This window comes from Micromonospora jinlongensis (assembly GCF_013410645.1).
GTDB lineage: Bacteria > Actinomycetota > Actinomycetes > Mycobacteriales > Micromonosporaceae > Micromonospora > Micromonospora zamorensis.
The window spans coordinates 1,202,346-1,214,365 of the sequence record NZ_JACCHK010000001.1; the positions used below are offsets into that span (position 1 = coordinate 1,202,346).

Annotated in this window: 13 protein-coding genes; 8 read left to right on the plus strand and 5 right to left on the minus strand. The window is 73.4% G+C overall.

What is annotated here, in order from left to right:
• Positions 1-74: 74 nt before the first annotated feature.
• Together HNR22_RS05080 and HNR22_RS05085 are read right to left on the minus strand one after the other, a co-directional pair.
• The gene (locus HNR22_RS05080) at positions 75-971 is read right to left on the minus strand and encodes an aldo/keto reductase (RefSeq protein ID WP_179779307.1); all 897 of its coding nucleotides are present in this window, start codon (positions 969-971) and stop codon (positions 75-77) included.
• A 119-nt stretch (positions 972-1,090) separates the two neighbouring features.
• The gene (locus tag HNR22_RS05085; RefSeq protein WP_179779308.1) at positions 1,091-2,320 is read right to left on the minus strand and encodes an MFS transporter; all 1,230 of its coding nucleotides are present in this window, start codon (positions 2,318-2,320) and stop codon (positions 1,091-1,093) included.
• 160 nt (positions 2,321-2,480) lie between these two features.
• Here HNR22_RS05085 and HNR22_RS05090 point away from each other — a divergent pair, with 160 nt between their 5' ends.
• Together HNR22_RS05090 and HNR22_RS05095 are read left to right on the plus strand one after the other, a co-directional pair.
• Positions 2,481-3,467 (plus strand): LacI family DNA-binding transcriptional regulator, encoded by a 987-nt coding sequence (locus HNR22_RS05090; RefSeq protein ID WP_179779309.1) that lies wholly within the window; start codon positions 2,481-2,483, stop codon positions 3,465-3,467.
• An 87-nt stretch (positions 3,468-3,554) separates the two neighbouring features.
• Complete coding sequence (locus HNR22_RS05095; protein WP_179779310.1) at positions 3,555-4,265, plus strand: alpha/beta hydrolase; 711 nt, start codon at positions 3,555-3,557, stop codon at positions 4,263-4,265.
• 156 nt (positions 4,266-4,421) lie between these two features.
• Here the strand turns inward: HNR22_RS05095 and HNR22_RS05100 are convergent, their stop codons facing one another.
• Positions 4,422-5,546: an FUSC family protein gene (locus HNR22_RS05100; protein ID WP_179779311.1), complete on the minus strand. Its 1,125-nt coding sequence runs from the start codon at positions 5,544-5,546 to the stop codon at positions 4,422-4,424.
• Positions 5,547-5,684: 138 nt separating this feature from the next.
• Entirely contained in the window at positions 5,685-6,311 is a 627-nt protein-coding gene (locus tag HNR22_RS05105) for a TetR/AcrR family transcriptional regulator (RefSeq protein ID WP_343059688.1), read from the minus strand.
• Between the two features lie 66 nt (positions 6,312-6,377).
• Between HNR22_RS05105 and HNR22_RS05110 the strand changes: the two genes are divergently transcribed.
• Complete coding sequence (locus HNR22_RS05110) at positions 6,378-7,538, plus strand: FAD-dependent oxidoreductase (RefSeq protein ID WP_179779312.1); 1,161 nt, start codon at positions 6,378-6,380, stop codon at positions 7,536-7,538.
• Here HNR22_RS05110 and HNR22_RS05115 read toward each other — a convergent pair.
• Positions 7,508-7,975, minus strand: coding sequence for an NUDIX hydrolase (locus HNR22_RS05115; RefSeq protein ID WP_179779313.1), 468 nt, complete (start codon positions 7,973-7,975; stop codon positions 7,508-7,510). The genes HNR22_RS05110 and HNR22_RS05115 overlap by 31 nt on opposite strands.
• A 176-nt stretch (positions 7,976-8,151) precedes the next feature.
• Between HNR22_RS05115 and HNR22_RS05120 the strand changes: the two genes are divergently transcribed.
• The 5 genes from HNR22_RS05120 (at position 8,152) to HNR22_RS05140 (ending at position 12,020) form a co-directional block, all read left to right on the plus strand.
• A complete protein-coding gene (locus tag HNR22_RS05120) occupies positions 8,152-8,940 on the plus strand; it encodes an LppM family (lipo)protein (RefSeq protein ID WP_179779314.1) in 789 nt (262 codons plus the stop codon).
• Positions 8,941-9,086: 146 nt separating this feature from the next.
• Positions 9,087-9,422 carry a hypothetical protein gene (locus HNR22_RS05125; protein WP_179779315.1) on the plus strand — a complete coding sequence of 112 codons (336 nt, stop codon included), beginning with the start codon at positions 9,087-9,089 and terminating at the stop codon, positions 9,420-9,422.
• Between the two features lie 11 nt (positions 9,423-9,433).
• The gene (locus HNR22_RS05130; RefSeq protein WP_179779316.1) at positions 9,434-10,042 is read left to right on the plus strand and encodes a glycine zipper family protein; all 609 of its coding nucleotides are present in this window, start codon (positions 9,434-9,436) and stop codon (positions 10,040-10,042) included.
• Positions 10,039-10,737: a carboxypeptidase regulatory-like domain-containing protein gene (locus tag HNR22_RS05135; RefSeq protein ID WP_179779317.1), complete on the plus strand. Its 699-nt coding sequence runs from the start codon at positions 10,039-10,041 to the stop codon at positions 10,735-10,737. The genes HNR22_RS05130 and HNR22_RS05135 overlap by 4 nt, the downstream gene beginning before the upstream one ends.
• A gap of 23 nt (positions 10,738-10,760) precedes the next feature.
• Positions 10,761-12,020, plus strand: a complete 1,260-nt coding sequence (locus tag HNR22_RS05140; protein WP_179779318.1) for a phage tail sheath family protein — start codon at positions 10,761-10,763, stop codon at positions 12,018-12,020.

Here is a 12,020-nt window from a genome sequence, read left to right on the forward strand (position 1 = left end):
CGCCGCTAACTTCATGATCAACGGGGCAGGCCGGGCGGCCGGAGGCAGGTGGGGGTGGGGGTTGGGGGTTGGGGTTAGGCCAGGTTCTCTAGGTCTTCGGGGGTCAGGGTCAGGGCTCCGGCGGCTATGTTCTGCTCCAGGTGGGTGGGGTCTGCGGTGCCGGGGATGGCCAGGACGTGTGGGCCCTGGTGCAGGGTCCAGGCGAGGCGTACCTGATGACCGGTGACGCCGTGGGCGCGGGCGACGGCCTCGACCGCCTCACCCTGCGCGGCGCTCGCGCCCCTCTCCCGGCCGGTGCCGGCCAACGCGAAGAAGGGCACGTACGCGATGCCCCGCTCACCGCAGGCCCGGACGCACGCGTCCTGCTCGCGGTAGGCGTCCACGCCGTAGTTGTTCTGCACGCAGACCACCGGCGCGATGCCCGCAACGTCGTCCAGCTGCTCGGGCCGGACGTTGGAGAGCCCGAGGTGTCGGATCAGCCCGGCGGCACGCAGGTCGGCGAGCGCGCCGAACCTTTCGGCCAGCGGCACCTCGCCGGGCCCTCGACCGAGGCGCAGGTTCACCACGTCGAGCTGGTCGCGGCCGAGCCGACGCAGGTTCTCCTCCACCTGGGCCCGCAACTGCGCCGGGGTGAGCGCCTCGGTAAAGCCCGCCTCCGGGTCGTACCCGAAACCGACCTTGGTGGCGATGACCAGGTCCTGCGGGTACGGGGCGAGCGCCGCGCGGATCAGCTCGGTTGCGTAGCGGGCCGGGCCGGTGCCGACCCGCAGGGTGCCGCCGGGTGAGACGTAGAAGGCGGCCGTGTCGATGTGGTTGACGCCCAGCTCCACGGCACGGCGCAGCAGGGCGATGGCCCGGTCGCGGTCGGGGTTCGCGGTGATCCGCATGGAGCCGAAGCCCATCCGGTGCACGGTGCGGTCGCCCAGGGTCCAGGTGCCCGCCGCAGCGGCGGTGATCTCGTCGGTTGGCATCGGGCGACACTAACCAGCCCGGGGACGCGGCGCAGTCGGCCGCGCACCCGATACCGCTCGGCGGCGAAGTGGGTTAGTTTTTGTGTACTGAGGGAGCCGGTGCGGCACCTCCGCCCGGGTCAGCGCGGCGGGCGCAGCACCCGCACCAACAGCAGTGTCGGCAGCAGCAGCAGCGGCACGACCAGCAGCGCGCGCAGGGTGCCGACCTCGTCGCCGAGCAGCCCCAGCAACGGCGGCCCACCCAGGAACGCGGTGTAGCCGATCACCGCGACCACGCTCACCCGCACCGGCGCGTGCGCCTCCTCGTCGGCCGCCGCGCTCATCCCGACCGGGAAGCCCAGCGACGCACCGAGGCCCCAGAGCGCGACGCCGACGATGGCCACCGGCCCGGAGCCGGCCAGTACGGCCAGGCTGGCACCGACCACGGCGAGCCCGATGGTGCCGCTGAGCACCGGCACCCGACCCCATCGGTCCAGCGCGACGGTGCCCGCGGTGCGCCCGATGGTCATGCCCACGACGAAGACACCGAAGACCGCCGCGCCGGCGGCCTCGCTCAGGTCCCGACCGTCCACGAACGCGACCGCCAGCCAGTCGTTGGCGGCGCCCTCGGTGAACGCGGCCACCAGCACGAACAGCCCGATCAGCAGGGTGCGCGGCTCCCGCCACGCGGCGAGCTGCGCCCGGCGGCGGGCAGCCGGGGTGGCGTCCGCGGGGTCGCCGGTGTGATCGCCGCCCAGCGGCAGGAACGTCCGGGCCGCGAGTGCGGTGCCGATCAGTACGACCACCGCCACCCCGACGAGGTGCGCGCCGACCGACACGTCGAACCGGGCCGCCCCGGCGCCGAGTGCCGCGCCGGCCACCGACCCGAGGCTCCACGCCGCGTGGAAGCGGGGCATGACGGTACGCCTCAGGCGCCGTTCCACCGCCGCGCCCTCGACGTTCATCGCCACGTCGCAGGCGCCGGAGCCGTAGCCGAAGGCGACCAATCCCAGCGCGACGACGGCGAACGAGCCGGCCATCGTGGCACCCAGCCCTGCCACGGTCAGGCCGACCGCGACCAGCACGGTGGCCACTGTCACGGTGCGGGCCGCGCCCAGTCGCTGGGCGAGCAGACCGGAGGTGGGCATGGCGAGCAGCGCGCCGACGCTCATCGCCAACAGCAGCAACCCGAGCCGGCCGGCGGAGAGGTCCAACGCCTCGCGGACCGCCGGCACCCGGGAGAACCAACTGCCGACGGCCAGCCCGTTGAGGGTGAAGGTGACCGCCACGCCGTTGCGGGCGAGCAGCACCGCCCGTGACGGCGGCGGTGCGGTGTCCGGGGCTACGGGACGGCTGGTGGGGGCGCTCACAGGGTCAGGTCCTCTTCCTCGGGGTGATCTCCTCGCACGATCGCACACCTGAGAGCGCTACCACCACAACCGGCAACCGCCCCTTACCGACCCGGGACCGGCCGGGGCATGATGTGAGCAGGCGTTTGTCCGACCTCACGGGCCGCCGTGGGAGGCGACGATGACGGCAGCGGCACACCGACCGGCCACACTCGAGGACGTAGCGCGGGTCGCCGGGGTGTCCCGGTCGACGGCGTCCCGGGTGATCGCCGGCACGGGGTTCGCCTCGCCGGCCGCCCGGGAACTGGTCACGGCGGCCGTCGACCAGCTCGGCTACGTCCCCAACCCGGCAGCCCGGGCGCTGGTTCGCGGCGGCGGCGTACGAATGGTCGTGGCTGTGCTCGGGACCAGCGCGGCGGTGCTGGAGGACCCGTACGTGCACCAGGTCGTCGGTTCGGTCGCCCGGGTGTGCACGCCCTCCGGGGTCGGGGTGGCGCTGCACTGGTTGCCGCTCGACGACCCACGAGGCCTCGACCAGCTCGACGATCGCAGCGTGTGCGGGGTGATCCTGGTCAACACCACCGAGGACCTGCTGGAGTCGGTGCCCCGCTCGCTGCGCGGCCGGGTGGTCTCGATCGGCGTCGGCTCGGCGAGCGTGCCATCGTTCGACGTCGACAACGCCGCCGGCTCCGAGGCGGTGCTGCGCCACCTGTACGCGACGGGTCGCCGCCGGATCGCCATGGTGACCGGCCCCCGGTGGCTGCCCTGCGCGCAGCGCCCCGTGCAGACGTACCGCCGGCTGATGAGCCAGGCCGGCCTGCCGGAGCGGGTGCTTCCCGGAGACTTCACGGCGGCGCGCGGCCGGGTGGCGGCCGGCGTGGCGCTGCGTCAGTGGCCGGACCTCGACGCGATCTACTCGATCAGCGACGACACCGCGCTCGGGGTGATGGCGGGCCTGCGGGACGCCGGTGTGCAGGTGCCCGGCGACGTCGCGGTGGCCGGCTTCGACGACATCCCGCTGGCCGGGCTGACCGCCCCGGCGCTGACCACGGCGAGCCACCCGGTGGGGCGGATCGCCGCCGCCGCGGCCAGCGCCCTGCTGGACGGACGTCCGTCCGCGCCGGTCACCCTCTTCCCGTCCGCCCTGGTGGCCCGCGCCAGCGCCTGAGTCGACGGTCAGCGCCTCGGCGACGGTTAACCCCGGTCGGGCCGGGTAACCGCGTCGGACGTTTTCGTCGACCGCGAGGGGTGGCCCGTGTCCGACTCCGCGCCGCCGTACCGGGCCCCGCAGGATCCCCGGCACGGCCGGTTGACCGCCCGCCGCCACCCGCCGGTGGTGCCGGGGCCGACCGGGCTCGTGCCGATGACCGGCCCCGACGGTGGCCAGCTGGCGATGGCGTACGCCCCGGAGTCGGCCGCCGACGGATCGGCGTACCGGTTGGTGCTGCTCCTGCACGGCGCGGGCGGCTCGGCGCGGCAGGGGCTGGACCTGCTGCTGCCCGTCGCGGACGAGCACCAGCTGCTGCTGGTCGCGCCGCAGTCGTCGGCGGCCAGTTGGGACCTGATCGCTGGCGGCTTCGGCGCGGACGTGGCGCGGATCGACGGGCTGTTGGCGACCGTCTTCGACCGCTACCCGGTGCACGAGGTGACGTTCGGTGGGTTCTCCGACGGCGCCTCGTACGCGCTGTCGCTGGGTCTGGCCAACGGCGACCTGGTCGACGCGGTGCTGGCCTTCTCCCCCGGTTTCGCCGCGCCACCGGTCACCCACGGTCACCCACGGATCTTCATCTCGCACGGCGTCGACGACCGGGTGCTGCCCATCGACGTGTGCAGCCGCCGCCTCGTCCCACATCTGCACGGCCGTGGTTACGACGTCACCTACGAGGAGTTCCCCGGCGGTCACGAGATCCCGGCGCCGATCCGCGCTGCCGCGACCACCTGGCTGACCACCCCACCCCAACCCTGACCCCCGCCCGCCCTCCGGCCTTCCCGGTCGATCATGGAGTTGTGGTGGGTAATTGAGGGTGATAAGCGGCTTGTGCGAGGCACCACAAGTCCATGATCGACCGGCGCGGGGGGGCGGAGCGCGGGCGCGGGGCGCGGGGCGTCGGTCGGGGACGGGTCAGATAGCCGGCAGGCCGAGGGCTTCGTCGACTCGGGCGAGGACGGCGGCGTCGTCGTCGGGGTTGACGCCGCGTAGCAGGTCGATGGCCGTGGCTCGGACCTGACCGATGATCATCGCCAGTGGGAGGGTCTGCGTCGAGCCGAAGAGCTGCCCGGCGGTGTGCACGGCGGCCAGCGCCGACTCGTCGGCCCGGGTGGCGTGCTGGTCGGCGGTCTCGTCCTGCCCTGTCAGGTCGGCGGCGAGGGCGGCGCCGGCCTCGCGGACCGCCTCGGCCAACGACCGCAGTGCCGTGCCCAGCTCGGGTGGCGCCGGGGTGTGCGTCCGGCTGAGTGTCACGCCGGCGCGGGCCAGCACCCGGACGTTGCGTACCACGTAGTCGATCTGCCGGATCGACTCGTCGACCGACTTCAGCCGACCGATGTGCCGGCGTCGACGGACGTTGAGCCGCAGCGCCTCGCCGGCGGCGAGCACTCCGTCGCGCAGGCCGTCGACCCGGGCGTCCATCCCCCGGGCCTGCGTCAGCGCGGCTACCGCCGCGGCCTCGTCGCGGTGGTCCAGGGCGTCGGCGATCCCGCCCAGCAGCCCGGCCAACTCGTCGAAGGTTCGCCGGACCTCGGCGACCAGCGGCGCGAGGGGCCGCCGGGCGTCGACCAGCAGACTGGCCGCGAGCGCGACCGCGCCACCGATCAGCGCGTCGACGAAGCGGAACGGCACCAGTGTGCCGTCCGGTGGTGCGACCACCACCAGGTAGAGCGCGGAGACCGCGGCCTGCACCAGCGTCACGCCGGTGGCGCCGAAGGCCACCGCGAGGAGCACGGTGAGCAGGATGACGGTGAAGACCGTCCAGGTGCTGCCGGGGCCGAGCGCCTGCACCACCAGGTCCGCGACGAGCACCCCGGCGGCGACCCCGAGGACGACCTCGACGGCCCGGCGGATGCGCTGGCCCCGGGCCTGACCGAGAACGATCAGCGCTGCGGCCGGCGCGAAGAAGGGCTGCGGATGCCCGAGCAACCGGGTGGCGAGCAGCCAGGCCACCGTGGCCGCGACGGTTGCCTCCACCACCGGTCGCCAGCCGTGCCGCACACGCCCGCCGGCCGTCCGCAGGCCGCTGAACCGCACCATCGCCAACCTTCCCGAACACCCGCCGGCCGGCCCACCGCGACGCGCCGCCCGACCCACGGAACCCCGGGGCGATCGTCTCCCATCACGCGACGGACCTGATCGGCGGGCTGCTCGGAGGAGGCGACGCGGGCGTGGCGGTCAGCTCCCGGTCAGGGCGCGCAGCAGCGTACGGACCGCGGCGCCCAGGTCGGCTCGGCTGGCCGCGGTGCCGGGCTGTGCGGCGCTGAGCGCGCCCGCGCCGACCAGGCGGTCGAAGAGCAACCCGTCCACGAACGCGACGAACTGGTCGCCCTGCCGGTCCGGGTCGGCGGCCCCGGCCCGGGTCAGCAGGTCCCGGGCCTGCACCCGCAGGCCGGTGCCGTGTTGCAGGATCCCGCGCAGCTCGGGCCGGTGCACCGCCTCCAGCAGGCAGGCGTAGCGGGCCAGGGTCCGGCTGCGACCGGTGCTCAACCACCGGTCGAGCACCTCGGCGACGCCGGTGGCGAGCGCGTCGAGGTCGTCGGCGTCGAGCTGAGGGGCCGGGGTCGGGGGCGTCCCGGTCGGCAGGTCGTACGCCGCGAGGTCGCCGCGGTCCCGCTCGGCGAGCCGTCCCACCACCGCCTCGATCAACGCCTGCCGGGTCCGCAGGTACGCGGAGGTGGTGCCGGGTGGCATCCCGGCGCGGCCGTCGACAGCCCGGTGGGTGAGCGCTCGCATGCCCCCGTCGGCGATCAGTTCGATGGCCGCGTCGGTCAGCAACGCGATCCGGTTCGTCCGGGCCGTCACGGCACTCCCCCTTCCGGTGGTCCGCAGGTAGTATCACTCTTCTACAGGTGTAGAAAGGTGATCGACATGGCTGACGCACACGCGGTGGTGGTGGGCGCCGGAATCGGCGGATTGAGCGCCGCGCTTGCCCTGCACCGGCACGGATGGCGGGTCACCGTGCTGGAACGCGCCGCCGAGCCACGCGAGGTCGGCGCCGGACTGACCCTGATGGCCAACGCACTGCGCGGCCTCGACGCCCTCGGCCTGGGCCCGGCCGTGCGCCGCGGTGGGGCCGAGGCGCCCGGCGGGATCCGAGACCGGCACGGGCGGTGGCTGTCCCGGGTGGACGGGGCGGAGATGATCCGGCAGCTGGGCACCACCGCGCTCGGCGTCCACCGGACCACGCTGCACCGCACGCTGCGCGAGGCGCTGCCCGCCTCGGTGCTGCGGACCAGCGCGGAGGTGGAGCACGTGGAGTCCGGCCCGGACCGCGCCGAGGTGCGCTTCCGCGGACCCGCCGGCTCGCAGAGCCTGGCCGCCGACCTGGTGGTCGGCGCCGACGGCCTGCGCAGCCGGGTCCGCGCCCAGCTCTGGCCGCGACACCCCGCCCCGGAGTACGCGGGCTCGACGGCGTGGCGGGCAGCCATCGCGTTTCCCGAACCGGTCCCGGCCGCGATCAGTTGGGGTCCGGGCGCCGAGTTCGGCATGGTGCCGCTCGGCGACGGCCAGATCTACTGGTACGGCGCGGTGAACGCCCCGCCCGGCGGGCGCGCCCCCGACGAGCTGGCGGCCCTGCGGGAGCGCTTCGGCGACTGGCACGCGCCCATCCCGGCGCTGCTCGCGGCGACCCCGCCCGGCGTCGTGCTGCGCAACGACATCCACCACCTGGCCGTGCCGCTGCCCTCGTACGTGCGGGGGCGGGTGGCGCTGCTCGGCGACGCCGCCCACGCGATGACACCCAACCTCGGGCAGGGCGCCGGGCAGGCCATCGAGGACGCGGTGGTGCTCGGCGCGGTCTGCGCTGGCGGCGCCGATGGACTACCGGCCGCCCTGGCGGCGTACGACGAGCAGCGTCGCCCGCGCAGCCAGGCCATCGCCCGGGCGGCGTTGCGGGCCGGCCGCTACGGCCAGCAACTGCGCAACCCTCTCGCCATCGCGGTACGGGACACCGCGTTGCGGCTCACCCCGGGCCGAGCCGCCCTGCGCGGCATGGCCCGCTATGCGGACTGGAGCCCTCCGGCGGGTTGAACCCGCCCCGCGGCCGTCCGGCCGGCCGTCATCGCGGCGTACTCGGGTGAGGCGAGGAACTGGGTCAGCACCTCGACGGCACCCGGTGTCCAGGGGCGGCCGTCGAGCACCTCGTCGCCGGGTACGAAGACCATCGCCGCGCCCTCACCGAGCACCACGTCCTCCTGTCGGGCACGGGTGCGGCCGAGGAAGTAGTGCTTCACCCGGCCCAGCTCGGGCAGTGGTTGCACGGCGATCGGGCGCAGCGGCCCGTCAGCGCGCAGGCCGGTCTCCTCCCACAGCTCCCGCTCGGCGGCCTGCTCCGGCGTCTCCCCCGGCTCGCCGTGGCCACCGGGCAGACCCCAGACGTCCGGGTGGTGCGGCGCGTTGCTGTCGCGCAGTTGCAGCAGCAGCCGCCCGTCGGGGTCCACCAGGAGCACGCACGCGATAACGACCATTCCCTCAGCCTATGCCGGGCAGGTGGCAAAAGCGCGACCGGGCCCAAAGCTCCAGAATAGTCATTCGGGCTGTCGTCGGGCTCGAGCAAATGCGACAGCGCGCCGGTACAATCGGCGACTGCCTTGTGACCGATCGCTGACTGCTGATGGTGAAAGCGATCACACACACTGAGCCCATGAACAGGAGATTCAACCGCGGTAAGGCACTCCGCGTCGCGGTGTGTCTCGTCCTTCTCGCCGCACTGAGCAGTTGTATGCAGCTCAACATGGGCCTCACCGTCAACGCCAACGACACGGTCGACGGGCAGTTGCTGCTGACCGCCGAGAAGTCCGTGCTGAGCGCCCGGAACAAGAACATCCCGGCCGCCTTCGCGGAGCTGCGGCAGAACATTCCGGCCCTGCCCGCCGGAGAGGAGACCGGGTACGAGGACAACAAGCTCTTCGGCTCCCAGATCAGTTACCGCAAGGCACCGCTGGCAGGTTTCGACACGGAGAGCGTGAAACTGGTCCGGGACGGCGACCTGTATCGCTTCACATTGCCGCTCGACCCGAAGAAATACGGCGGAAAGGTCGCGCAGCAGAATCCGCAACAGCAGCAGGCCTTCCTCAAGCTCATGTCGTTCGAGATCTCGGTGACATTTCCCGGCCGCGTGATCGACAGCAATGGCACGGTCAACGGCCGGTCGGTCAGCTGGCGGGTCGACTCCAACCAGGACAAGCCGAGCGAGCTGCGGGCCGTCGCCGAGGCGCCACCTCGATCGTCCGCCTCGCCGGCCGCCGCCGGGGACGACGGCGGGTTCCCGTGGCTGCTGGTCGGCGGCGGCGCGCTCCTGCTGCTGCTGCTCGCCGCGGTGGGCGTACTCCTGGTGCGCCGCCGTCAGCCCGCGACCCCGGCCACGTCCGGTCCGACGCCGCCCGGTCCGACGCCGCCGGGCCCGCCCGTCGGCGCCCCGGGGCCCGGCTGATCCACCTGGTGGCCGGCTCAGCCGGCCACGCCCGGCCCCGGCCGCCCCCGAGACGACGGCGACCGGCCCCGGTGTTCCCCACCGGGAGCGCCGAACCTCACCACCACCACATCCCGGTCGCACCATCGCAGAAAAGGGGGATCGCCATGAACGATCTCTTCACCTGGGCAGCCCTGGGGACCATCGCCGGCGCGAGCGCCGCCACCCTGCTGGCCACCAACGTCATCGGCGGGCTGCTCGGCCCGAGCGGCGACAAGCTCCGCAAGTGGATCGCCATCGCCATCGCGCTGCTGCTGTCCTACGTGACAGCGGCGTTCGCTGACGACGCCGGCGGCGAGAAGTGGGTCATCGCGTTCTTCAACGCCCTGGTCATCTTCTCCGCCGCGCTCGGCGTCAACCAGTTCCCGCCCGGCAACCGGCAAGCGACGCCGACCCAGGTCGCGAGCGGTCGTGAGCCCCGAGTCTTCCGTTCCTGGGTCTGAGGGGTGACGTCATGGTCTTCGGAATCATCAGCGCGGCGGTCCAGGTCGGTCTTGGCGCCCTGTTCGGTTTCCTCGCCGGTGGCACGATCGGGCTGATGGTGGGCGCCGTCGTGGGCCTGCTGGCCGGCGCGGTCTTCGGCTGGGCGGTGGCCTCCGCCGGGGTGTACGCGCCAGACGCGCGCGGCATCTTCCTCTTCGTCGTCGACCACACCTGGAGCCTGCTCAACACGGTCGTCGGCGCCATCTACCTGGCCGTACACCTGATCTTCGGGCACTCGCTGGACCGGCCCACCTCACAGGGCAGCGGACGGGTCAGCGTGGTGGAGGGGGTCTCGCCCCGCTACGCCACCACCATCGGCACCGTCTGCGCCGGCTCCAGCTCCGGCATCCAGCGGCACGAGGACGTGCACATCTTCCAGGGTCGCCTGCTCGGGCCGCTCTACATCCCGCTGGTGCTGGCGAACTACGTGCTGTTCACCATCGCCCCGGTGTGGCTGCTCTACCACGACCACACCAACGCCCCGATCAACCGCTTCACCCGGTACTTCGAGATCGGCGTCTACCCGCACGTGTGGAACGAGGCCATCGCGTACCGGATCCAGGGGACGCCGCCGCGATGACCACCGACGGGCGCGGACCGATCGAGACGGCCACCGCCGAGCTGGTCGCCTGGCTGACCAGCGCGGCGGGACAACCCGTTCCGATCGGCCCGCCCCGCACCGACGGCGACGCCGACGGGCTCACCCTCTGGCCCCTCGAACTGCGCCCGGCCCGGCAGACCCGCTCCAGCGGCGCGGTCCGCGAGCCGTACCGGTTCACGGTCCGTTTCCTGCTCTGCGTGACCGGGCCGGCCGGGTTGCCCCGGCTGGACCGGGTGCTCACCGCCGCGACCAGCGACGGCAGTTATCCGGTCGTCCTGGAGGCTGGTGACCCACCGCTGTGGACGGCGTTCGGCTCGGCACCGCGCCCGGCGCTGCTGATCGACGTAACCGCGCAGGTGGACCACCCGACCCCGGCCGCGCCGCCGGTCCTGCAACCGCTGCGCCTGCGGCAACTCGGGGTGCGCGCCCTCGCCGGCCGGGTGGTCGGTCCCGAAGACCAACCACTGGCGGCGATGCGGGTCGAGCTACCCGGCACCGGGTCCGCCACCCGTACCGACCCCGACGGCCGGTTCCTGATCGTCGGCGTCCCGCACGACCCCGAGCACCCGGCTCCGGTCCGGCTCCGGCTGACCGGGCGAGGGCTCGTCCTCACCGCCGACGTCGATCCCACCGAAGCCGACATCGTCATCGTCTGCGCGCCACCGACCCACTGACGCCCACCCGCACAGGAGGACCGATGCCCAGCTACTTCTCCCCCGGCATCTATGTCGAGGAGGTCCCGAGCGGCGCCCGACCGATCGGCCCGGCGAGCACCAGCATCGCCGCGTTCGTCGGCATCGCACCGGACCGCTCCGCCCACCTGGGCAGGGCGGTGCCGGTCAACAACTGGACGGAGTTCCTGCGGCTCTTCGCCAGCGGTGAGCGGGTGGAGAGCACCCCGCTGGCCCGGGCGGTCTTCGGCTTCCTGGACAACGGGGGCGCGCGCTGCTGGGTGGTCAACGTGGGTGAGGGCGGCGCGATCACCGGCAGCGGGCAACGCCGTGGCGGTCTGCAACTGCTGGAGGCCGTCGACGAGATCTCCATCATCGCGGCACCCGGCTTCCACGACGTGGTGTCACACGAGGCGCTGCTCAGCATGGCCGAACGCACCCGCACCATGGTCGCGATCTGCGACCCGGCACCGGACATCGACGACATCTCCGCGTTGACAAGGGTCGCCACGCCGTCGTCGGGCAAACCGCCCAAGCCCGCCGAGGGTACGGGCGGCGGCTCGGGCGGTCCCGGTGGCGGCCCCGCCCAGCCGGGCGGCTCCGGCGGGCACGAGGGGGCGGCCTACCGGCCGCGGCAGTCCGAGTTCGGGGCCTTCTACTACCCCTGGCTGCGGGTCCGCGACCCGATCAGCGGCGAGTTGGAACTCACCCCGCCGAGCGGGCACCTGGCGGGCATCTGGGCCCGCACCGACGCCCTGCGCGGAGTGCACAAGGCACCGGCCAACGAACCCGTACGCGGCGCCGTCGACCTGGGCTACCTGGTCACCCGACCGGAACACGACGTGCTCAACCCCAAGGGCGTCAACGTGATCCGTTACTTCGCCGGTGAGGGCATCCGGGTCTGGGGTGCCCGTACGCTCGCCGCCGAGGCCAGCGAGTGGCGCTACCTCAACGTGCGGCGACTCAGCATCGCCATCGAACAGGCCATCGCCAACGGCACCCGGTGGATGGTGTTCGAGCCCAACGACTTCACCCTCTGGCGCTCGATCCGACGTGACATCGGGGCGTTCCTCACCCGGGTGTGGCGCGACGGCGCGCTGCTCGGGCGCAGCCCCGAGGAGGCGTTCTTCGTCAAGTGCGACGAGGAGACCAACCCGCCGGACGTCCGCGACGCCGGCATGGTGATCGCCCACATCGGCATCGCCGTCGTCAAGCCCGCCGAGTTCGTGGTGTTCAAGCTGAGCCAGTGGGCCGGCGGCACCGAGACCGAGACGATCGGAGGCTGA

Bases quoted from the DNA above. Each gene is read 5' to 3' on its own strand.
- HNR22_RS05080 (WP_179779307.1), bottom strand. From the start codon at position 971: ATGCCAACCGACGAGATCACCGCCGCTGCGGCGGGCACCTGGACCCTG.
- HNR22_RS05090 (WP_179779309.1), top strand. From the start codon at position 2,481: ATGACGGCAGCGGCACACCGACCGGCCACACTCGAGGACGTAGCGCGG.
- HNR22_RS05100 (WP_179779311.1), bottom strand. From the start codon at position 5,546: ATGGTGCGGTTCAGCGGCCTGCGGACGGCCGGCGGGCGTGTGCGGCAC.
- HNR22_RS05110 (WP_179779312.1), top strand. From the start codon at position 6,378: ATGGCTGACGCACACGCGGTGGTGGTGGGCGCCGGAATCGGCGGATTG.
- HNR22_RS05115 (WP_179779313.1), bottom strand. From the start codon at position 7,975: ATGGTCGTTATCGCGTGCGTGCTCCTGGTGGACCCCGACGGGCGGCTG.
- HNR22_RS05120 (WP_179779314.1), top strand. From the start codon at position 8,152: ATGAACAGGAGATTCAACCGCGGTAAGGCACTCCGCGTCGCGGTGTGT.
- HNR22_RS05125 (WP_179779315.1), top strand. From the start codon at position 9,087: ATGAACGATCTCTTCACCTGGGCAGCCCTGGGGACCATCGCCGGCGCG.
- HNR22_RS05130 (WP_179779316.1), top strand. From the start codon at position 9,434: ATGGTCTTCGGAATCATCAGCGCGGCGGTCCAGGTCGGTCTTGGCGCC.
- HNR22_RS05135 (WP_179779317.1), top strand. From the start codon at position 10,039: ATGACCACCGACGGGCGCGGACCGATCGAGACGGCCACCGCCGAGCTG.
- HNR22_RS05140 (WP_179779318.1), top strand. From the start codon at position 10,761: ATGCCCAGCTACTTCTCCCCCGGCATCTATGTCGAGGAGGTCCCGAGC.